The sequence below is a fragment of the Streptomyces sp. NPDC059957 genome, from assembly GCF_042730015.1.
Lineage (GTDB): Bacteria > Actinomycetota > Actinomycetes > Streptomycetales > Streptomycetaceae > Streptomyces.
Genome location: NZ_JBHWMB010000012.1, coordinates 51080 through 72361 on the forward strand (window position 1 = coordinate 51080; position 21282 = coordinate 72361).

The 21282-nt window shown below is 70.3% G+C and carries 20 protein-coding genes and 1 riboswitch; of the genes, 13 read left to right on the forward strand and 7 right to left on the reverse strand.

Going from position 1 to position 21282, the window contains the following annotated elements:
• The first annotated feature begins 49 nt into the window (after nt 1-49).
• Nucleotides 50-607: a TetR/AcrR family transcriptional regulator gene (locus ACFWBW_RS10815; protein ID WP_385370543.1), complete on the forward strand. Its 558-nt coding sequence runs from the start codon at nt 50-52 to the stop codon at nt 605-607.
• Nucleotides 608-717: 110 nt separating this feature from the next.
• Here the strand turns inward: ACFWBW_RS10815 and ACFWBW_RS10820 are convergent, their stop codons facing one another.
• Nucleotides 718-1461, reverse strand: coding sequence for a M23 family metallopeptidase (locus ACFWBW_RS10820; RefSeq protein WP_385370427.1), 744 nt, complete (start codon nt 1459-1461; stop codon nt 718-720).
• Nucleotides 1462-1713: 252 nt separating this feature from the next.
• Here ACFWBW_RS10820 and rpsB point away from each other — a divergent pair, with 252 nt between their 5' ends.
• The 9 genes from rpsB to ACFWBW_RS10865 all read left to right on the forward strand — a co-directional run bounded on the left by rpsB (nt 1714) and on the right by ACFWBW_RS10865 (nt 11521).
• Nucleotides 1714-2640 carry a 30S ribosomal protein S2 gene (rpsB, locus tag ACFWBW_RS10825; protein ID WP_385370429.1) on the forward strand — a complete coding sequence of 309 codons (927 nt, stop codon included), beginning with the start codon at nt 1714-1716 and terminating at the stop codon, nt 2638-2640.
• 135 nt (nt 2641-2775) lie between these two features.
• A complete protein-coding gene (gene tsf, locus ACFWBW_RS10830) occupies nt 2776-3612 on the forward strand; it encodes a translation elongation factor Ts (RefSeq protein ID WP_266881358.1) in 837 nt (278 codons plus the stop codon).
• 162 nt (nt 3613-3774) lie between these two features.
• On the forward strand, nt 3775-4554 hold the full coding sequence (pyrH, locus tag ACFWBW_RS10835; protein ID WP_243337648.1) for a UMP kinase: 780 nt from the start codon (nt 3775-3777) through the stop codon (nt 4552-4554).
• Between the two features lie 52 nt (nt 4555-4606).
• Nucleotides 4607-5164, forward strand: coding sequence for a ribosome recycling factor (gene frr, locus ACFWBW_RS10840; RefSeq protein ID WP_112453867.1), 558 nt, complete (start codon nt 4607-4609; stop codon nt 5162-5164).
• Nucleotides 5164-6243, forward strand: a complete 1080-nt coding sequence (locus tag ACFWBW_RS10845; protein WP_385370431.1) for a phosphatidate cytidylyltransferase — start codon at nt 5164-5166, stop codon at nt 6241-6243. Before frr ends, ACFWBW_RS10845 begins: the two co-directional genes overlap by 1 nt.
• Nucleotides 6244-6336: 93 nt before the next feature.
• Nucleotides 6337-7449: a 23S rRNA (adenine(2503)-C(2))-methyltransferase RlmN gene (rlmN, locus tag ACFWBW_RS10850; RefSeq protein WP_385370433.1), complete on the forward strand. Its 1113-nt coding sequence runs from the start codon at nt 6337-6339 to the stop codon at nt 7447-7449.
• A 59-nt stretch (nt 7450-7508) separates the two neighbouring features.
• Nucleotides 7509-7617: riboswitch (TPP riboswitch) on the forward strand.
• A gap of 84 nt (nt 7618-7701) precedes the next feature.
• Complete coding sequence (locus ACFWBW_RS10855; RefSeq protein ID WP_385370435.1) at nt 7702-8817, forward strand: thiamine ABC transporter substrate binding subunit; 1116 nt, start codon at nt 7702-7704, stop codon at nt 8815-8817.
• A gap of 59 nt (nt 8818-8876) precedes the next feature.
• A complete protein-coding gene (locus ACFWBW_RS10860; protein ID WP_385370546.1) occupies nt 8877-10493 on the forward strand; it encodes an ABC transporter permease in 1617 nt (538 codons plus the stop codon).
• Entirely contained in the window at nt 10493-11521 is a 1029-nt protein-coding gene (locus tag ACFWBW_RS10865; protein ID WP_385370437.1) for an ABC transporter ATP-binding protein, read from the forward strand. Before ACFWBW_RS10860 ends, ACFWBW_RS10865 begins: the two co-directional genes overlap by 1 nt.
• A 130-nt stretch (nt 11522-11651) precedes the next feature.
• On the opposite strand, the gene ACFWBW_RS10870 is transcribed toward ACFWBW_RS10865, so the two are convergent.
• From ACFWBW_RS10870 to ACFWBW_RS10895, 6 genes are all read right to left on the reverse strand, one after another.
• The gene (locus ACFWBW_RS10870; protein ID WP_385370439.1) at nt 11652-12569 is read right to left on the reverse strand and encodes a hypothetical protein; all 918 of its coding nucleotides are present in this window, start codon (nt 12567-12569) and stop codon (nt 11652-11654) included.
• A 101-nt stretch (nt 12570-12670) separates the two neighbouring features.
• Entirely contained in the window at nt 12671-13780 is a 1110-nt protein-coding gene (locus ACFWBW_RS10875; protein ID WP_385370441.1) for an LOG family protein, read from the reverse strand.
• Between the two features lie 26 nt (nt 13781-13806).
• Entirely contained in the window at nt 13807-14880 is a 1074-nt protein-coding gene (locus ACFWBW_RS10880; protein ID WP_385370443.1) for a hypothetical protein, read from the reverse strand.
• A complete protein-coding gene (locus ACFWBW_RS10885) occupies nt 14862-15662 on the reverse strand; it encodes an ABC transporter ATP-binding protein (RefSeq protein ID WP_385370445.1) in 801 nt (266 codons plus the stop codon). Before ACFWBW_RS10885 ends, ACFWBW_RS10880 begins: the two co-directional genes overlap by 19 nt.
• Before the next feature lie 194 nt (nt 15663-15856).
• Nucleotides 15857-17236 carry an aspartate aminotransferase family protein gene (locus ACFWBW_RS10890; RefSeq protein ID WP_250743863.1) on the reverse strand — a complete coding sequence of 460 codons (1380 nt, stop codon included), beginning with the start codon at nt 17234-17236 and terminating at the stop codon, nt 15857-15859.
• Complete coding sequence (locus tag ACFWBW_RS10895) at nt 17221-17724, reverse strand: Lrp/AsnC family transcriptional regulator (RefSeq protein ID WP_073910973.1); 504 nt, start codon at nt 17722-17724, stop codon at nt 17221-17223. Before ACFWBW_RS10895 ends, ACFWBW_RS10890 begins: the two co-directional genes overlap by 16 nt.
• Before the next feature lie 171 nt (nt 17725-17895).
• Between ACFWBW_RS10895 and ACFWBW_RS10900 the strand changes: the two genes are divergently transcribed.
• From ACFWBW_RS10900 to ACFWBW_RS10910, 3 genes are all read left to right on the forward strand, one after another.
• Nucleotides 17896-19335, forward strand: coding sequence for a gamma-aminobutyraldehyde dehydrogenase (locus ACFWBW_RS10900; protein ID WP_385370447.1), 1440 nt, complete (start codon nt 17896-17898; stop codon nt 19333-19335).
• 118 nt (nt 19336-19453) lie between these two features.
• The gene (locus ACFWBW_RS10905) at nt 19454-20632 is read left to right on the forward strand and encodes a spermidine/putrescine ABC transporter substrate-binding protein (RefSeq protein WP_385370449.1); all 1179 of its coding nucleotides are present in this window, start codon (nt 19454-19456) and stop codon (nt 20630-20632) included.
• A 91-nt stretch (nt 20633-20723) separates the two neighbouring features.
• Nucleotides 20724-21275 carry a hypothetical protein gene (locus tag ACFWBW_RS10910; protein ID WP_385370451.1) on the forward strand — a complete coding sequence of 184 codons (552 nt, stop codon included), beginning with the start codon at nt 20724-20726 and terminating at the stop codon, nt 21273-21275.
• Nucleotides 21276-21282 lie beyond the last annotated feature (7 nt).

Consider the following 21282-nt stretch of genomic DNA (forward strand, 5'->3'; position numbering starts at 1 on the left):
TGCGGTACGTCCGTAGAGTGGACGCGTGCCCAGGATTCGAGCGGCCTCCGTGGCCGAGCACCGGTCGATGCAGCGCGGGGCCCTGTTGGACGCCGCGCGTTCCCTGCTGTCCGAAGGGGGGACGGAGGCGCTGACCTTCCCCGCCCTCGCCGAGCGGACCGGCCTCGCCCGGTCCTCCGTGTACGAGTACTTCCGGTCCCGCGCGGCCGTAGTCGAAGAGCTGTGCGCGGTGGACTTCCCCGTGTGGGCGGCCGAGATCGAGGCGGCGATGTCCGAGGCGGAGGCGCCGGAGGCGAAGATCGAGGCGTATGTGCGCTGCCAGCTGGGGCTGGTGGGAGACAAGCGGCACCGGGCGGTGGTGGCGATCTCGGCGAGCGAGCTGGACGCCGGGGCGCGCGAGAAGATCCGGGCGGCGCACGGTTCGCTGATCGCGATGATCGTGGAGGCGTTGGCCGCGCTGGGGCAGGCGGAGCCGAGGCTGGCCGCGATGCTGCTCCAAGGCGTGGTGGACGCCGCCGTCCGGCGGATCGAGGCGGGCGCCGGGGAAGACCCCGTCGTCGTCACGGACGCGGCGGTGGCCATGGCCCTGCGGGGCGTCGGAGGCTGACCCGGCCCCGTTCCCGGCCCCGCCCTGGCTCTGTTCCGGCCCTGCTCCTGGGCCCCGGTTCGATGTCGTGGCGTGCCGGTTCGGTGGTCGGCCCTGCGGGGCGGAGTCCCCTACCCGCCCTTCCTCCGTTCCCAGGGCTCTGCCCTGACCCGGTCCTCAAGCGCCGGACGGGCTGGAGTGCTCTTGGGGCTCCGCCCCGGACCCCTGTCCTCTAGCGCCGGACGGGCTGGAGTGCTCCTGGGGCTCCGCTGCGGAACCCGGTCCTCGAGCGCCGGGCGGCTGGAGAGCCCGGACCCCGGGTCTCGAATCCCGGGTGAGACCCCTTCCCCGCTCAGGGGTAGTAGGCGGGGGGTCGGGTGGGGGAGGAGGGTCAGGGGGTTGAGGTAGGTCTTCGCGTGGAGGAGGCCCCAGTGGAGGCAGGGGCGGGAGCAGTGGGGGCCGTCCGTGAGGAGGGCCACCACCTGGCCCGTCGTGACCTCGGCGCCCTGTGCCACCAGGGGGCGGACCGGTTCGTACGTCGTGCGCAGGCCGTTCGGGAGCGTCAGCGAGAGGACCCCGCGGCCCGCGACCGGGCCGGCGTAGTGGACCCGCCCCGGACCGACCGCGCGGAGTTCCGCACCCACCGGGGCCGCCAGGTCCACTCCGCGGTGGCCCGCCGCGTACGGGGTCGGCGGCGGGTCCCACCAGCGGACCACCGTCAGGGGAGACGGGAGCGGGCGTCCGCCCGGGGCCCCCGCGGCGCTCGGAGCGCGCCGCGGCTCCGGTGTCGTCGGAGGCGGAGGCGGAGGCGGGGGCGGAGGCGGGGGCAGGGCGAGGCCCAGGGCCAGGAGCAGGGTGAGCAGCAGCTTCGTCATGGGGGCATGGTTCCGTTTCCGGAGCCGGCCCCGCCCGGGCCTGTGGACGGTCGGCGCCCTGTGGACAACCGCGTCATCCGGCATACCACCGGGTCCCGTACACTTCTTGTGGCGATCCGGGTCACCGGGTCGACTTCGCACGCCCCAGCACCGGCTCCTCAGGGCCAGGTGACAGCGTCTCTCGGTCCCCTCAACGGGGGCAGGGCGCGACAGGGACGTCAGGAACCAAACCGAGAAAACAAGGAGATGGCCATGGCCGTCGTAACGATGCGGGAGCTGCTGGAAAGCGGCGTCCACTTCGGTCACCAGACCCGCCGTTGGAACCCGAAGATGAAGCGCTTCATCTTCACGGAGCGCAACGGCATCTACATCATCGACCTGCTGCAGTCGCTGTCGTACATCGACCGCGCCTACGAGTTCGTGAAGGAGACCGTCGCCCACGGCGGTTCCATCATGTTCGTCGGTACCAAGAAGCAGGCCCAGGAGGCCATCGCCGAGCAGGCGACGCGCGTTGGTATGCCCTACGTCAACCAGCGGTGGCTGGGTGGCATGCTCACCAACTTCTCCACCGTCTACAAGCGCCTTCAGCGTCTGAAGGAGCTTGAGGCGATCGACTTCGAGGACGTCGCCGCCTCGGGTCTCACCAAGAAGGAGCTCCTGGTCCTCTCTCGCGAGAAGATCAAGCTGGAGAAGACCCTCGGTGGTATCCGCGAGATGTCGAAGGTCCCCAGCGCCGTCTGGATCGTCGACACCAAGAAGGAGCACATCGCCGTCGGTGAGGCGCGCAAGCTCCACATCCCGGTCGTCGCGATCCTCGACACCAACTGCGACCCCGACGAGGTCGACTACAAGATCCCGGGCAACGACGACGCGATCCGCTCCGTCACCCTGCTCACCCGCGTGATCGCCGACGCCGTCGCCGAGGGCCTCATCGCCCGTTCCGGTGCCGCCACTGGCGACTCGAAGCCGGGCGAGAAGGCCGCTGCCGAGCCGCTCGCCGAGTGGGAGCGCGACCTGCTCGAGGGTGAGAAGAAGGCCGACGACGCCGAGGCCGCCCCGGCCGCCGAGGCTGTTGTCGACGCCCCCGCCGTCGAGGCCGAGGCTGCTCCGGCCGCCGAGGCCGAGGTTGTCGCCGAGGCCGTCGTCGAGGCTCCGGCCGCCGACGCCGAGCAGGCCTGACCCACTGAGAGCGCCCGGCGTTCATGCGCCGGGCACTCACAGAACGGACGATGACGGCGGGGGAGCCGCGCCAAAAGCGCGCCTCCTCCGCCGTTCACCCGTAGATCTACGACTTCGAGAGAGAATCACAGACTCATGGCGAACTACACCGCCGCTGACGTCAAGAAGCTCCGCGAGCTCACCGGCGTCGGCATGCTGGACTGCAAGAACGCGCTGGTCGAGGCCGACGGTGACGTCGACAAGGCCGTCGAGGCACTCCGTATCAAGGGTCAGAAGGGCGTCGCCAAGCGCGAAGGCCGTTCTGCCGAGAACGGTGCCGTCGTCTCCGTCATCTCCGACGACAACACCTCCGGTGTCCTCGTCGAGCTGAAGTGCGAGACGGACTTCGTCGCCAAGGGCGACAAGTTCCTTGCGGTCACCAACGAGCTGGCCAACCACATCGCCGCGACCTCGCCGGCCGACATCGAGGCGCTGCTCGCGTCCGAGATCGCCCCCGGCAAGACCGTGCAGGCGTTCGTCGACGAGGCCAACGCCAACCTCGGCGAGAAGATCGTCCTGGACCGCTTCGCGCAGTTCACCGGCGGTTACGTCTCGGCGTACATGCACCGCACGATGCCCGACCTGCCGTTCCAGATCGGCGTCCTGGTCGAGCTCGACAAGGAGAACGCCGAGGTCGCCCGCGGCGTCGCGCAGCACATCGCCGCGTTCGCGCCGAAGTGGCTCTCCGCCGAGGACGTTCCGGCCGAGGTCGTCGAGTCCGAGCGTCGTGTGGCCGAAGAGGTCACCCGCGCCGAGGGCAAGCCGGAGGCCGCGCTGCCGAAGATCGTCGAGGGTCGTGTCAACGGCTTCTTCCGCGACAACACGCTGCTTGGCCAGGCGTACGCCCTGGACGCCAAGAAGTCCGTCCAGAAGGTTCTGGACGAGGCCGGTGTCACCCTGGTGCGCTTCTCGCGCATCAAGGTCGGCATCTGAGTCCGTCCGTACGCGACGGACACCGGACCCCGGTAGGGTCTGAAGCAGTCGCCCGCGTTCGCGCAGGGCGACCGCAGATCTGACGAGGAGGCCATTGCCGTAGAGGGAACCGCGAGGACCCACCGGCAATGGCCTTCTTCGTATGTGCACGAGGAGATCTCCATGAATCAGGGCGTGGACACCCACACCGCTTCCGACGACAAGAGCGACCAGGACAAGAAGGGCCGCCGCTTCATGCTGAAGCTGTCGGGCGAGGCCTTCTCCGGTGGCGGAGGACTGGGCGTCGACCCCGACGTAGTCCACGCCATCGCCCGCGAGATCGCCGCGGTGGTCCGCGACGGCGCGGAGATCGCGATCGTGATCGGCGGTGGCAACTTCTTCCGCGGAGCCGAACTCCAGCAGCGCGGCATGGACCGGGCCCGGTCCGACTACATGGGCATGCTCGGCACGGTCATGAACTGCCTCGCCCTCCAGGACTTCCTGGAGAAGGAAGGCATCGACTCCCGCGTCCAGACGGCCATCACCATGGGCCAGGTCGCCGAGCCGTACATCCCGCTGCGCGCCGTGCGCCACCTGGAGAAGGGCCGCGTGGTCATCTTCGGCGCCGGCATGGGCATGCCCTACTTCTCCACCGACACCACGGCCGCCCAGCGCGCCCTGGAGATCGACGCGGAAGCCCTGCTCATGGGCAAGAACGGCGTCGACGGGGTCTACGACTCCGACCCGAAGAAGAACCCGGACGCCGTGAAGTTCGACGCGCTGGAGTACAGCGAGGTGCTGTCGCGCGACCTCAAGGTCGCCGATGCCACCGCCATCACTCTGTGCCGCGACAACAAGCTGCCGATCCTCGTCTTCGAGCTGCTCGCCGAGGGCAATATCGCGCGAGCCGTCAAGGGTGAGAAGATCGGCACGCTCGTGAGCGACCAGGGCACCCGGGCCTGAGCAGGCCCCCCGTCCGCCTGAACCATCCATTTCTGACATGCAGGAGCACGTGGTGACCGAAGAGATCCTCCTCGAGGCCGAGGAGAAGATGGAAAAGGCCGTCGTCGTCGCCAAGGAAGACTTCGCCGCGATTCGCACCGGTCGTGCGCACCCGGCGATGTTCAACAAGATCGTGGCGGAGTACTACGGCGCCATCACGCCCATCAACCAGCTCGCCTCCTTCTCGGTCCCCGAGCCGCGCATGGCGATCGTGACCCCGTTCGACAAGAGCGCCCTGCGCAACATCGAGACGGCCATCCGCGACTCCGACCTGGGCGTCAACCCCAGCAACGACGGCAGCATCATCCGGGTGACCTTCCCCGAGCTGACGCAGGACCGCCGCAAGGAGTACATCAAGGTCGCGCGCACCAAGGCCGAGGACTCCAAGGTGTCGATCCGCGCCATTCGCCGCAAGGCGAAGGACGCCCTCGACAAGCTCGTCAAGGACAAGGAAGCCGGCGAGGACGAGGTGCGCCGCGCCGAGAAGGAGCTCGACGACACCACCGCGAAGTACGTCGCGCAGGTGGACGAGCTCCTGAAGCACAAGGAAGCCGAGCTCCTCGAAGTCTGATGAACGACACTTCCTGGCAGCCGGAGCCGGTTCCGGCGGGTCCCGCCTACGATGCGCTGGTGGGCCCGCACACTCGGCCCATGCCCATCGTGCCCGATGCCGCCGGCCGTGACTTCGACGACCGGGAAGCACGCGATCGGGGGGCCGCCGCTGACGGCGGCCCCCTCTTCCGCGCCGATACGCCGCCGCAGGAGCCCATGCCCAGCCCCCCGCCGACCCCGCCTTCGCCGGCACCGCAGGACGCCTCGCCCCCGCCTCAGAAGAAGCGCGCCGGGCGGGACCTGCGTGCCGCCATAGGGGTCGGACTCGGTCTCGGCGCGGTGATCTTCGCCTCGCTGTTCATCGTCAAGGCGGTCTTCGTCGGCGTCGTCGTCGTGGCGGTCGTCGTCGGTCTGTGGGAGCTCACCTCCCGGCTCCAGGAGAAGAAGGGCATCAAGGCCCCGCTGGTCCCGCTCGCCATCGGCGGCGCGGCCATGGTCATCGCCGGATACGTCCGCGGGGCCGAGGGCGCCTGGGTGGCGATGGCGCTGACCGCCCTCGCGGTCCTGGTCTGGCGGATGACCGAGCCGCCCGAGGACTACCTGAAGGACGTCACCGCCGGAGTCTTCGCGGCGTTCTACGTGCCCTTCCTGGCCACGTTCGTCGCCATGCTGCTCACCGCCGAAGACGGGCCGCAGCGGGTCGTCACCTTCCTGGTCCTGACCGTGGTCAGCGACACCGGGGCCTACGCGGTCGGCTGGCGCTTCGGCAAGACCAAGCTCGCCCCGCGCATCAGCCCCGGAAAGACCCGCGAGGGGCTCTTCGGAGCGGTGGCCTTCGCGATGGGGGCCGGCGCGCTGTGCATGGAGTTCCTGATCGACGGGGGCATCTGGTGGCAGGGCCTGGTGCTCGGCCTGGCCGTCGCGGTCAGCGCCACCCTCGGTGACCTCGGGGAATCCATGATCAAGCGGGATCTCGGGATCAAGGACATGGGCACCCTGCTGCCGGGCCACGGCGGCATCATGGACCGGCTGGACTCCCTGCTTCCCACGGCCCCCGTGGTCTGGCTGCTGCTCGCGGCGTTCGTCGGCACCGGCTGACCTGCGAAAAGGCGCCCGTGCAGGCGGGGCGGTTACTCTTGGAAGGCGCGCTGCTTCTGCGGCGCGCCTTTCGTCTTACAAGGAGTACCTGCCATGGCCCGCCCAGTCCCGGGAGAGCTCACTTTCGTCGCCCCTCGTGGAGCGAAGAAGCCGCCCCGGCACCTCGCCGACCTCACCCCCGAGGAGCGCCGGGAGGCGGTCGCCGCGATCGGTGAGAAGCCCTTCCGGGCCAAGCAGCTCTCCCAGCACTACTTCGCCCGGTACGCGCACGATCCGGCCGAGTGGACCGACATCCCCGCCGGCTCCCGCGAGAAGCTCCAGCAGGAGCTGCTGCCGGACCTGATGAACGTCCTGCGCCACATCTCGTGCGATGACGACACCACCCGCAAGACCCTGTGGAAGCTGCACGACGGCACGCTCGTCGAGTCCGTGCTGATGCGCTACCCGGACCGGGTCACCATGTGCATCTCCTCGCAGGCCGGCTGCGGCATGAACTGCCCGTTCTGCGCCACCGGCCAGGCCGGCCTCGACCGCAACCTGTCGACCGCCGAGATCGTCCACCAGATCGTCGACGGCATGCGCGCCCTGCGCGACGGCGAGGTCCCCGGCGGGCCCGCCCGGCTGTCGAACATCGTCTTCATGGGCATGGGCGAGCCGCTCGCCAACTACAACCGCGTCGTCGGCGCCATCCGCCGCCTCACCGACCCGGAGCCCGACGGCCTGGGCCTGTCCCAGCGCGGGATCACCGTCTCCACCGTGGGCCTGGTCCCGGCGATGCACCGCTTCGCCGACGAGGGCTTCAAGTGCCGCCTGGCCGTCTCCCTGCACGCCCCGGACGACGAGCTGCGCGACACCCTGGTCCCCGTGAACACCCGCTGGAACGTCCGCGAGGTGCTCGGCGCGGCCTGGGAGTACGCGGAGAAGTCCGGCCGCCGGATCTCCATCGAGTACGCCCTGATCCGCGACATCAACGACCAGGCCTGGCGCGGCGACCTGCTCGGCAGGCTGCTCAAGGGCAAGCGCGTGCACGTCAACCTGATCCCGCTGAACCCGACGCCGGGCTCGAAGTGGACCGCCTCGCGGCCCGAGGACGAGAAGGCCTTCGTGGACGCCATCGCCCGCCACGGCGTACCGGTGACCGTCCGCGACACCCGTGGCCAGGAGATCGACGGCGCGTGCGGCCAGCTCGCCGCCTCGGAGCGCTGATTTCCGCCGGTTAAGGCGTGCATTCGGCCACGGGGTACCCTGTGGCCGAAACCAATTTCATATTCCGACAGGGGAGCGCCACAGCGCTGAGAGTGCGGTAACCGTCACCGCAGACCCTCTGAACCTCGCCCCGGTCATTCGGGGTAGGAAGTTCGGTCATCACTCAAGCTGTTGCGCCCTGCCCGGCGTCCGCTCCACAGAGCGCCGGGCAGGGCCGCGTCTTCTCCTGGACATCCCAGGAGGAATGCACCAATGAGCACCACCAAGAAGATGGCGGGCATCGCGCTCGTGGCCGCGCTCGGCGTCACCACGCTCAGCGCCTGCGGCGGCGGCGACGCCAAGGACAAGTCCGCCGGAGCGAGCGACGCTCCGGCGTCCAAGTCCAGCACCTCCAAGACGATCACCCTCGTCTCGCACGACTCCTTCAACGTGACCGACACGGTCCTCAAGGAGTTCGAGGCGCAGAGCGGCTACACCGTCAAGGTCCTGAAGTCGGGTGACGCGGGCGCCGCCCTGAACCAGGAGATCCTCACCAAGGGCTCCCCGCGCGGCGACGTCTTCTTCGGCGTGGACAACACGCTCCTCTCCCGGGCCCTCGACCACGGCATCTTCACGCCGTACGAGGCCAAGGGGCTGGCAGGCGTGAAGCCCGAGTTCGTGCTCGACAAGGAGCACCGGGTCACCCCCGTCGACTCCGGCGACATCTGCGTGAACTACGACAAGGCCTACTTCGCCGACAAGAAGCTCGCCCCGCCGCAGACGCTGGACGACCTGATCAAGCCGGAGTACAAGAACCTGCTGGTCACCGAGAACGCCGCGACCTCCTCGCCTGGCCTCGGCTTCCTCCTCGCCTCCGTCGGCAAGTACGGCGACGAGGGCTGGAAGGACTACTGGAGCAAGCTCAAGGCCAACGGCGTCGAGGTCGTCGACGGCTGGGAGCAGGCCTACAACGAGCGCTTCTCCGGCTCGGCGGGCGGCAAGAAGGCCAAGGGCGACCGCCCGCTGGTCGTCTCCTACGCCTCCAGCCCGCCGGTCGAGGTGCTCTACGGCGAGCCGCAGCCGGCCGAGGCCCCCACGGGCGTCGCGACGGGCACCTGCTTCCGCCAGATCGAGTTCGCGGGTCTGCTCAAGGGCGCGAAGAACGAGGAGGGCGGCAAGGCGCTCCTGGACTTCCTGATCTCCAAGAAGTTCCAGGAGGACATGCCGCTCCAGATGTTCGTGAACCCGGTGACCAAGGACGCGGCGCTGCCGGAGCTGTTCACCAAGCACGGCGTCGTCATCGCGAAGCCCGAGACGGTCGCCCCGGAGGCCATCGCCAAGAACCGCGACCAGTGGGTCACGGCGTGGACCGCGCTCGTCGTGAAGTAGGACCGTTGAGTTCCGTACCGAAGGAGAGCGGGCGGGCCACGGCCGTCAGGCTGGGTCTGATGGCCGTGCCGCTCGTCTTCTTCGGGCTGTTCTTCGCGTACCCCGTGGCCGCGATCGTCGGGCGCGGGCTCAAGACCGACGCAGGCTGGCAGTTCGGCCGGATCGGCGAGGTGCTGGCCCGGCCCGACATCGGCGACGTGCTCTGGTTCACCACCTGGCAGGCGCTCGCGTCCACGGCGCTCACGCTCCTGATCGCACTCCCCGGCGCGTACGTCTTCGCGCGCTTCGAGTTCCCCGGCAAGCAACTGCTGCGGGCGCTCGTGACGGTGCCGTTCGTGCTGCCGACGGTCGTGGTCGCCGCCGCCTTCCTCGCGCTGGTGGGGCGCAACGGTCTGCTGGACGAGGTGTGGGGGATCCGCCTCGACACGACCGTCTGGGCGATCCTGCTCGCGCACGTCTTCTTCAACTACGCCGTGGTCATCCGCACGGTCGGCGGACTGTGGGCGCAGCTCGATCCGCGCCAGGAGGAGGCCGCCCGGGTGCTGGGCGCCGGGCGGTTCGCCGCCTGGCGGCGCGTGACGCTGCCCGCTCTGGTGCCGGCGGTGGCTGCCGCCTCGCTGATGGTGTTCCTGTTCACGTTCTCCTCCTTCGGCGTCGTACAGATCCTCGGCGGGCCCGCGTACTCCACCCTGGAAGTGGAGGTCTACCGGCAGACCGCGCAGCTCCTGGACCTGCCGACGGCCGCCGTGCTGACGATGGTGCAGTTCGCGGCCATCGCGGCGATCCTCGGCGTGCACGCCTGGACCGTCCGCAAGCGGGAGACCGCACTGCGGCTCGTCGACCCGGGCAGGACGACGCACCGGCCGCGCGGCTGGGCCCAGCGGGCCCTGCTCGGCGGGGTGCTGCTGACGGTGGCGCTGCTGATCGTGCTCCCGCTCGGCGTGCTCGTGGAACGCTCCCTCGACGCCCCGGGCGGCTACGGCTTCGGCTTCTACCGGGCGCTCCAGGAGGTGGGCGCCGGCGGCGGAACGTTCCTGGTGCCGCCGATCGAGGCGATCTGGAACTCCCTGCAGTACGCGCTCGCCGCCACCGCCATCGCGCTCCTCGTCGGCGGGCTCGCGGCCGCGGCGCTGACCCGGCGCGCCGGCCGCTTCGTACGGGGCTTCGACGCGCTGCTGATGCTCCCGCTCGGGGTGTCGGCCGTGACCGTCGGCTTCGGCTTCCTCATCACCCTCGACGAACCCCCGCTGGACCTGCGGACCTCGTGGATCCTGGTGCCGCTGGCGCAGGCGCTGGTGGGCGTTCCCTTCGTCGTACGGACCATGCTGCCGGTGCTGCGCGCGGTCGACGGGCGGCTGCGGGAGGCCGCCGCCGTGCTCGGCGCCTCACCGCTGCGGGCCTGGCGGGAGGTGGACCTGCCGATGGTGCGGCGGGCCCTGCTGATCGCGGCGGGCTTCGCCTTCGCCGTGTCCCTCGGGGAGTTCGGGGCGACCGTCTTCATCGCGCGGCCCGACCATCCGACGCTGCCGGTCGCCGTCGCGCGGCTGTTGGGGCGGGCCGGGGAGATGAACTACGGGCAGGCGATGGCCCTGAGCACGATCCTGATGCTGACGTGCGCGGTGTCCCTGCTCCTGCTGGAGCGGCTGCGACCCGACAAGACCTCCGGAGAGTTCTGATGACCCTGCTTCAACTGGAAGGGGTGTCGGTCCGCTTCGGTGAGCGCGCGGTCGTGGACGCCGTGGACCTGGCGGTCGCCGAGCACGAGATCGTGTGCGTGCTGGGCCCGAGCGGGAGCGGCAAGTCCACCCTGCTGCGGGTGGTGGCCGGGCTCCAGCCCGTCGCCGACGGCAGGGTGCTCCTGGGCGGCGCCGACCAGGCCGCAGTGCCCGTACACCGGCGGGGGGTGGGCCTGATGTTCCAGGACCACCAGCTGTTCCCGCACCGGGACGTGGGCGGGAACGTCGCCTTCGGGCTGCGGATGCGGGGTGCTTCGAAGCAGTCCTCCGAGGCCCGGGTCACCGAGCTGCTGGAGCTGGTCGGGCTCCCCGGGGCGCAGGGCCGGGCGGTGGCCTCGCTGTCCGGCGGCGAGCAGCAGCGGGTCGCGTTGGCGCGGGCGCTGGCGCCTTCGCCGCGGCTGCTGATGCTCGACGAGCCGCTCGGGCAACTGGACCGCGGGCTGCGGGAGCGGCTGGTGGTGGAGTTGCAGGGGCTGTTCTCGCGGCTGGGCACGACGGTGCTGGCCGTCACGCACGACCAGGGCGAGGCGTTCGCGCTGGCCGACCGGGTGGTCGTCATGCGGGACGGGCGGATCGCGCAGGCGGGGACCCCGCTGGAGGTGTGGCAGCGGCCGGCGTCGGAGTTCGTGGCGCGGTTCCTGGGCTTCGAGAACGTCGTCCCGGCGGTGGTGTCGGGCGGGGTCGCCTCCACTCCGTGGGGGAAGGTCGCCGTTCCGGCGGGGACGGTGGAGGGGGACTGCCAGGTGCTGATCCGGCCGGCGGGGGTCTTGCTCGTGCCCGAGGGGGGCGGGCTGGGGTGCGAGGTGGTGTCGCGGACCTTCCGGGGGACGCATGTCGCGCTGTTGCTGCGGCCCGAGGTGGGGCCGGGGCTTGAGGCGGAGTGCGATCTTGCGGGGGCGCCGGCGGTCGGGGACCAGGTCGCGGTGACCTTTGCCCCGGCCGAGGTGGTCGTGCTGCCGGGGGAGTAGGGCCGCTGCGCGGGGCGGAGTCCCCGCTGCGACCTTTGCCGCTGCGCGGGGGAAGTCCCCTACCCGCCCTTCCACCGTTCCCAGGGCTCTGCCCTGACCCGTTCTGGGGCTCCGCCCCAGACCCCGGTCCTCAAGCGCCGGACGGCTGAAGAGGGGCCGGTTCCGGGGCGGGGACGTCGCCGTGTGCGTCGTCGTGGTTGCCGTACCAGGCGACCGCCACCGCGCCGGTTACCGCCAGGACGAAGCCGAGGACCGCCAGCCAGGCCATGCCGGGGCGGGACGCGTCGCCGAGCCAGAGCACGCCGATCGCGCCGGGGAGCACGGTTTCACCGACCACCAGGGCTGCCGTGGCACCGTTCACCGAGCCGATCTGGAGTGCCACGGTGTGCAGGTACATGCCGCCGACCCCCGCCAGGACGATGGCGTACAGGGCCGGGTCGGAGAGGAGGGAGGGGAACGAGAACGGCTCCACGCCGTTCAGGATGCGGACCCCGACGCCCAGCGCGCCGAAGGCCAGACCCGACAGCAGGCCCGCCAGGATCGCGGCCCGGCTGCCGAGGAAACGTACCGCCACCGTGCCGCCCACGATGATCAGTACGGTCACGGCCAGCAGCCACCAGTGCGTGGCGGGCGGCGCGTAGTGGCCGCCCTCGTGGCCCGCCGCGGTCGCGAGCAGGACCAGCGCCGCGCAGACGACCCCGATGGAGGTCCATTCCTTGCGGGTCAGCCGGATGCCGAGCATCTTGACGCTCAGCACGGCCGTGATCACCAGGTTGGCGCTGATGACCGTTTGAGAGAGGAAGAGCGGCAGGAGGCGGGCGGCCAGGGCGCCCAGGCCGAAGCCCACGAAGTCCAGGATCGTGCCGACGATGAACTCCCAGGTCATCGCGGCCTTCGCCGTGGAGCTGAGGTTCGGGCCGCCGTGCTGGGTGACCCCGGCGGCGGCGGGCGACATCCGGGCCGCCCGCCGTGAGCCCACGGCTTGCAGGACGGATCCCGTGCCGTAACAGATGGACGCCGCGATAGCGGTCAGCAGGCCTATGAGCACCCGAGGGCTCCGTTCACGTCTGGCAGGTTTTACGTAGTGCGTACCTCTTCCAGACGTGGAAAAGGGGAGAGAAGTTGCCTGGCCGGGTCAGGTTGTCCGGGTCAGCTCATCGCGGCGAGGGCCGCCGGGACCTCGGTCACCGAGTCGACCAGGGCGATCCGGGACTCCATCGCCCGGCCCCGGGCCAGCGCCTGGAGCAGCGGCCAGGCGGGCAGCCGTTCGGTCCAGTGGGCGCGGTCGACGAGGACCATCGGGGTGGGCTCGCCCCGGGACGCGTAGTAATTGGGCGTCGCGTTGTCGAATATCTCCTGGACCGTGCCCGCCGCGCCCGGCAGGAACACCACGCCCGCGTTGGAGCGGGCGAGCAGTCCGTCCTCCCGGGTGGCGTTCGCGAAGTACTTCGCGATGTGCCCGGCGAAGGGGTTCGGCGGCTCGTGCCCGTAGAACCAGGTCGGGATGCCCACCGAGTCGCCGCCCGTGACCGCCGGCCAGCGTTCCCGTACGGCGAAGGCCGCGCGCGCCCAGTCGGAGACGGACGGGGTGAAGGAGGGGGCCTTGGCCAGCATCCGCAGGGCTTCGGGCAGGGCTTCGTCGGGGGCCGGGGCGAGGTACGCGCCGAGGTTGGCCGCCTCCATCGCGCCGGGGCCGCCGCCGGTGGCCACGGTCAGCCCGGAGCGGGTCAGCGTCCGGCCGAGCTCGGCCGCGCCCCGGTAGGCGTCGCCGCCGCGGGCCATGGCGTGGCCGCCCATCACGCCGACCACGCGGGCGCCGGCGAGGTGCTCGTCGAGGGCGTCGGAGATGGCGTCGTCGTGGATGGAGCGCAGCATCGAGGAGTAGATGTCCCCGTCCGCCTTGGTCTCCTGGAACCAGGCGTACGCCTCGGCGTCCGGGGTGGCCTCGTACCCGGCGGACAGCCCGGTGAAGAGCTCCTCGGCCGTGTAGAGCAGGCCCCGGTACGGGTTGAAGGGCAGGTCCGGGACGGGCGGGAAGACCAGGGCGCCGTCCGCGCGCACCTTGACCGAGGCGTCCGGTTCCATCGCGCAGCCCAGGAACACGGCGGACGAGGTGTCGGCCGACAGCAGGGCGAAGGTCCGCTCAAGCAGGTTGACCGACTGGATCCGGTACCCGCTGAGCGAGCCGCGGGCCGCGACCCGGTCGAACTCGGCGAGGGTCTCGATCTCGGTGTCGGTCTCGATGTGTGGGTTGACCATTCGGCCCACCCTAAGGGCTGCCCGCCTCAGCGGGTCAATGCCAGCGACGTCAGCTGTGACACACCCCAGCTGAGCGGAAGGCACACCGCCACCAGCGCGGTGGCCCGTACGGTCGCGGCCGTACGGAGGACCCTGCCCGGGGCGCCGAGCCCGGTCAGGGTCTCGCGGGTGGCGGCCCGGGCCTGGCGCACCTCGACCGCTGATGTGAGAAGGGTCGCGGCCGCGCACAGCGCCACCAGGGCGGCGGCGGGCACGGTCAGCGGGCCGAGCGGGACCTGGAGCCCGCCGTGATCGCGCAGGGCCACGGCGCTGAGTGCGCCCGCCCCGACGGCGCACAGGACACCGAGGGGGGCACCCAGACGGGGGGCCTCCTCCTGGAGGGCCCGCCCGGCCAGCAGCCGGAGCGCGCCCGGGCGGACGGCCTGGACCATGGCTCCGCAGGCGTAGGCCAGGCCCGGGCCGGCGAGGGCGAGCCCGAGGGCGGTCAGCGCCCAGCCCGTCGGCATGCCGGCCCCGCCGGGACGGGAGTAGGCCAGCGCGGCGAGTCCGCAGGCGGTCAGGGCGATGCCCCAGGGCAGTGCGGTCTGCGGCGCGGGCCGGGGGTGCGGGCGCAGGGTGAGGGCGGTGGCGATCGAGGCGGCCAGCGGGAGCAGGGCCAGCAGGGTGAGGGCGGCCGCCACGGGCAGGGGCTGGTCGCCGTGGAGCAGCCGCGCCCCGGCGCCGTCGAAGGGCAGCCCGGTCACGTCCCCGCGCAGGTGGAGGAAGACGGCCAGGGCCACGGCGCTGCCGAGGGTGCAGGCCACGGCGGTGGAGATGGTCGCGACCAAGGTGAGCCGTACGGGTCCCAGCCCGGCGGCGTCCAGCCCTTCCAGGGGCCGGGTCGCGGGGTCGGTGCGGGCCACGGCGACCGCGAACTGGACGGTGACGGCGAGGGGGACCAGGGCCCACAGCAGCTGAGGGAACGATCCGGCGGGCCGGGCGGTGGCCTGCGCGAGCACGTACAGCAGCAGGAAGCCGCTGCCGGCGGAGGCGGCGGCGACGAGCAGCCGGCGCAACTGGACCAGCGGCCGGGAGCCGCGGGCTAGGCGGAGAGCGAGCACGCGGCCTGGTCCTCCGGGGGCTGGGGGAAGGAGGTTGGGGAGAGCCCGGCCGCGGCCGCCGCGGCCGCGGGGCGACCGTCCAGCAGGGGGAAGCGCCGGTCCGCGACGGCCGCGGTCTCCTCATCGTGGGTGGCCAGCAGCACGGTGATGCCGTGGGAGCGGGCGGCCGTGGTGAGGGTGCGCAGCAGCAGGGAGCGCTCGGCGCGGTGCAGCGGCGCCGTAGGTTCGTCGGCGAAGACCACGGCGGGCAGGTGCGCGAGCGCGCGGGCGAGCGCGACGCGCTGGGATTCGGCCCGGTTGAGGGCGCCGGGGTGCTTGCGGGCGAAGGCGCCGATGTCGAGGCGGTCGAGCCATTCGCAGGCGGCCCGTTTGGCCGTGCGGTGGGGTGCGCCCGCGATGAGCAGCGGCAGGGCGGCGTTCTCCCAGACCCGGAGCTCGGGCAGCAGCCGGGGCTCGGGACCGATCCAGCCGAAGCGGTCGCGGCGCAGCCGCTCGCGGGCCAGGGTGCCCATGGTGTGCACGGGGACGCTGTTGAACCAGACCTCGCCCTGCTCGGGCCGCAGCTGCCCGGACAGGCAGTGCAGCAGCGTGGTCTTGCCGCTGCCGCGAGGGCCGGTGACGGCGAGGATCTCTCCCGCGCGGACGCCGATCGAGACTCCGATGAGTCCCGGCGAGCCGCTGTGGGAGTAGTGAAGGGACCGTGCCCAGAGCAGATCGTCCTGGGGCGGGGCACTGCCCGGCCGGGCATGGTCCGGCGCGGCGTTGTCCCGTGGAGCCACCATGGCGTACACCTCCGTCCGGGGGAACGAAGCGGAGCCCGCTTGGTCACTGGCGCCGCAATGAGATGTAAAGAGATGAACGTCTTGGATGGTGACAGCACACGGCCCGGACCCCCGCGTTCTCACTCGAACGGAGGATCCGGGCCGTGTGGTCCGGCAGTTTGCCGCCTGCGGGACGGTGGGAGGACGCCGGCTGGTTAGAGCTTGGTCCAGGCCTCAGTGAGCACGCGGCGCAGGATGCCCTCGATCTCGTCGAAGGTGCCCTGGTCGGCGGTCAGCGGCGGGGCCAGCTGGATGACCGGGTCGCCACGGTCGTCGGCGCGGCAGTACAGGCCGTTCTCGAAGAGCGCCTTGGAGAGGAAGCCGTAGAGCACGCGCTCCGTCTCCTCGTCCGTGAAGGACTCCTTGGTGACCTTGTCCTTGACGAGCTCGATGCCGTAGAAGTAGCCGTTGCCGCGGACGTCGCCGACGATCGGCAGGTCGTGCAGCTTCTCCAGCGTCGAGCGGAAGGCGTCCTCGTTGTCCAGCACGTGCTGGTTGAGGCCTTCCTTGTCGAAGATGTCGAGGTTGGCGAGCGCCACCGCGGAGGACACGGGGTGTCCGCCGAAGGTGTAGCCGTGCAGGAAGGTGTTGTCACCCTTGTAGAACGGCTCGGCGAGGCGGTCCGAGATGATGCAGGCACCGATCGGGGAGTAGCCCGAGGTCATGCCCTTCGCACAGGTGATCATGTCCGGGATGTAGTCGAACTTGTCACAGGCGAACATCGTGCCGAGGCGGCCGAACGCGCAGATCGTCTCGTCGGAGACGAGCAGGACGTCGTACTCGTCGCAGATCTCGCGGACGCGCTGGAAGTAGCCGGGCGGCGGCGGGAAGCAGCCACCGGCGTTCTGCACCGGCTCCAGGAAGACGGCGGCGACGGTGTCGGCGCCCTCGAACAGGATCTCCTGCTCGATCTGGTCGGCGCACCAGCGGCCGTAGGCCTCGGGGTCGTCGCCGTAGATCGGGGCGCGGTAGATGTTGGTGTTGACCACCTTGTGCGCGCCGGGGACCAGCGGCTCGAAGGGGGCCTTGAGGGCCGGCAGACCGGTGATGGACAGGGCGCCCTGCGGGGTGCCGTGGTAGGCGACCGCACGCGAGATGACCTTGTACTTGGTGTGCTTGCCCTGCAGCTTGAAGTACTGCTTGGCGAGCTTCCAGGCGGTCTCGACCGCTTCGCCGCCACCGGTGGTGAAGAAGACCTTGTTCAGGTCGCCCGGGGCGTAGTGCGCGAGGCGCTCGGCGAGCTCGACGGCCTTGGGGTGCGCGTACGACCAGATGGGGAAGAACGCGAGTTCCTGCGCCTGCTTGTAGGCGACCTCGGCAAGTTCCTTGCGGCCGTGACCGGCGTTGACCACGAACAGGCCGGCGAGGCCGTCGAGGTAGCGCTTGCCCTTGTCGTCGAAGATGTAGGTGCCCTCGCCGCGCACGATGGTGGGTACGGGCGAGTTCTCGTACGACGACATGCGGGTGAAGTGCATCCACAGGTGGTCGTAGGCGGTCTTGGAGAGGTCCTGGCTCACGGCTATCGCGTTCCCCACATGTAGGTCTGCTTCTTCAGCTTCAGGTAAACGAAGCTTTCGGTTGATCGCACGCCGGGGAGCGCGCGGATCTTCTTGTTGATCGTTTCCAGCAGGTGGTCGTCGTCCTCGCAGACGATCTCGACCATCAGGTCGAACGAGCCCGCGGTCATCACCACGTACTCGCACTCGGCCATGGCGGTCAGTGCGTCGGCCACGGGGTCGAGGTCTCCCTCGACGTTGATGCCGACCATCGCCTGGCGCCGCAGGCCCACGGTGAGCGGGTCCGTGACGGCGACGATCTGCATGACGCCCTGGTCGAGAAGCTTCTGTACTCGCTGGCGCACCGCTGCTTCGGACAGGCCGACGGCCTTGCCGATCGCTGCGTAGGGACGGCGACCGTCCTCTTGCAGTTGCTCGATGATCGCCAGGGACACAGCATCGACCGAAGGGGACGGTTGTCTGTTCCTGGAATCTGCGCTTCGACTGACCACGACCTCACTGTGCACGAGGAGTCGTCTGTTCCGCAAGGCGAGAACGATGTAATTCGTTGTTTCGGGAGTCAGATCTCACTGATTCCGTAGTTCGTGATGTGTGGGCCTGTCGAAAACGGCGTCTGAGAGGCTAGGCTGGGTAGCTGTCTCAACCATTGGACATGTGATCACAGGAGTGTGGCTGTAGTGACCACCGAACTGCGTCGTCTGCGCAACTACATCGGCGGGGAGTTCAAGGACGCCGCCGACGGGCGGACCACCGAGGTGGTCAACCCCGCCACGGGCGAGGCGTACGCGACCGCCCCCCTCTCCGGCCAGGCGGACGTCGATGCCGCCATGGCCGCTGCCGCTGCCGCCTTCCCGGCGTGGCGCGACACGACCCCCTCCGAGCGCCAGAAGGCCCTGCTGAAGATCGCGGACGCCTTCGAGGCCCGCGCGGACGAGCTGGTCGCCACCGAATCGGAGAACACCGGCAAGCCGCTCGGCCTCACGGCCAGCGAGGAGCTGCCGCCGATGGTGGACCAGATCCGCTTCTTCGCGGGCGCCGCGCGCCTGCTGGAGGGCCGCTCGGCCGGCGAGTACATGGAGGGGATGACCTCGATCGTCCGCCGTGAGCCGGTCGGCGTCTGCGCCCAGGTCGCGCCGTGGAACTACCCGATGATGATGGCCGTCTGGAAGTTCGCCCCGGCCATCGCCGCGGGCAACACCGTGGTCCTCAAGCCCTCGGACACCACCCCGGCCTCCACCATCCTGATGGCCGAGATCATCGGCTCGATCCTGCCCAAGGGCGTCTTCAACGTCGTCTGCGGCGACCGCGAGACCGGCCGGGCCATGGTCGAGCACTCCACCCCGGCGATGGCCTCCATCACCGGCTCGGTGCGCGCGGGCATGCAGGTCGCCGAGAGCGCCTCCAAGGACGTCAAGCGCGTCCACCTGGAGCTGGGCGGCAAGGCCCCCGTCGTGGTCTTCGAGGACGCCGACATCGCCAAGGCGGCCGAGGACATCGCCGTCGCGGGCTTCTTCAACGCCGGCCAGGACTGCACCGCGGCCTGTCGCGTACTGGTCCACGAGTCGATCCACGACGAGTTCGTCGCGGCGCTGGCCAAGAACGCGGCCGACACCAAGACCGGCCTGCCGGACGACGAGGACGTGCTCTACGGCCCGCTGAACAACCCGAACCAGCTCAAGCAGGTCGCGGGCTTCATCGAGCGGCTCCCCGCGCACGCCAAGGTCGAGGCGGGCGGCCACCAGGTCGGCGAGAAGGGCTACTTCTACGCCCCGACCGTGGTCTCCGGCCTCAAGCAGGACGACGAGATCATCCAGAACGAGGTCTTCGGCCCCGTCATCACGGTCCAGTCCTTCACGGACGAGGACCAGGCCCTGGCGTACGCGAACGACGTCGAGTTCGCCCTCGCCTCGTCCGTGTGGACCAAGAACCACGGCCGCGCGATGCGGATGTCCAAGAACCTCGACTTCGGCTGCGTGTGGATCAACACCCACATCCCGCTCGTCGCCGAGATGCCCCACGGCGGATACAAGAAGTCCGGCTACGGCAAGGACCTCTCCGCCTACGGCTTCGAGGACTACACGCGCATCAAGCACGTCATGACCTCGCTCGACGGCTGACCCGAGGCCGGGCGGGCGGCCTGTCGGCCGCCGCATCGACCAGGTCACAGCCTTGAAGGGGCGGGCAGTAGACAACATGTCTATTGCCCGCCCTTTGGCGTTCCACCAGGCTCTTCCCATGCCTGAACTCGCCTTCTCCCGCCGCGCGGCGCTGCGCGGCCTCGGTGCCGCGGGCCTGCTGGCCGGCCTCGCCGGCTGTGGTGTCCCGGCCGCGTACGTCCCAGAGGACCGGCGGGAGGGGCAGGACCGCTCCGCCGGCGACCGGAGCGTCTCCTTCTCCAACTGGCCCCTCTACATCGACACCGACGAAGAGGACGAGAGCAGGCGTCCGACGCTGGACGCCTTCACGGAGAAGACCGGCATCGAGGTCCGGTACACCGAGGAGATCAACGACAACGACGAGTTCTTCGGGAAGATCAGCCCGTCGCTGATGAACCGCCAGCAGACCGGTCACGACCTGGTCGTGGTCAGCGACTGGATGGCCGCCCGCTTCGTCCGCCTGGGCTGGGCCCAGAAGATGGACCGCTCGGCGCAGGCCAACGTGGCCAAGCACCTGGACCCGCAGCTGCGCTCCCCGGCCTTCGACGAGGGCCGGCTGCACACCGTCCCCTGGCAGTCGGGGATCACCGGCATCGCCTACAACCGCAAGGCGCTCGGCCGGGAGATCAAGTCCGTCGAGGACCTGTGGCACCCGGACCTGGCCGGCAAGGTCACCCTCTTCTCCGGCCTCGACGAATCCTTCTCCCTGCTGATGCAGGGCAACGGCGTCGACGTGACCAAGTGGACCGAATCCGACTTCCACCGGATGTGCGACCAGGTGGAGAGCATGGTGAAGAAGAAGCACGTCCGCCGCTTCACCGGCAACGACTACACCTCCGATCTCGGCAAGGGCGACGTGCTGGCCTGCCAGGCCTACTCCGGAGACGTGATCCAGCTCCAGGCCGACAACCCCGACATCGAGTTCGTGGTTCCGGAGGAGGGCGGCGAGCTCTGGGCGGAGAGCCTGCTCGTCCCCAACCTCGCCCGGCACAAGGCCAACGCGGAAGCCCTGATCGACTTCTACTACGACCCGGAGGTGGCCGCGCTGCTCGCCGCCTACGTCAACTACGTCTGCCCGGTCCCGGCCGCCCGCGAGGTGCTGGCCTCCTCCGAGGACGAGGAGACCGCCGCGCTCGCCGAGAACCCGCTGATCTTCCCCGACGAGGACATGCGCAAGCGGCTCGTGGTGGCCCGCGACATCTCTTCCGCGGAACGCTCGTCCTTCGCCAAGCGCTGGAACGGCATCGTCGGTCTTTGAGGGGCGGGGCCTGATCACGATCCCGCAGCGGAACTGAACATGTTCAGTGATTTTGCTGAACATGTTCAGAAACCTGCGTAGGCTTCCTTCCATGAGCGAGAGAAGCGCCCTCCTGCGGCGGATCCGTGCCTGGCTTGCCCTGTTCCTCGTCTGCCTGGTGCTGAGCGGACTCACCGCCTTCCCCCTGGTGAGCGAGCTTCACTGGGCCAACACCCTGGTGGAAAACGCGTGGTTGCGACGCGTCGGCAACGGGCTGGAGCGCGCGGACTCCGAGTACCCCTTCCTCCTCTACGGTACCGACTGGCTCGCCTTCGCCCATCTGGTCATCGCGGTCTTCTTCTACGGGGTCCACCGCGACCCCGTGCGCAACATCTGGATCGTCGAGGCCGGCGTGGTCGCCTGCGTCGGCATCATCCCGCTGGCCCTGATCTGCGGACCGATCCGGGGGATCCCGGTCTGGTGGTCGCTGATCGACATGGCGTTCGGCGTCTTCGGGCTGATCCCCCTGCTGGTGCTGCGCCGCATGATCAAGCGACTGGAGGCCATGCCGGCGGACCCCGGTCGGGCCCCGGCCCCGGCCCCGGCCGTGGACCTGGCCCAGGCCCAGGCCCCGGCCGTGGACTTGGCCGAGGCGCGGGGCTGAGTCCGCG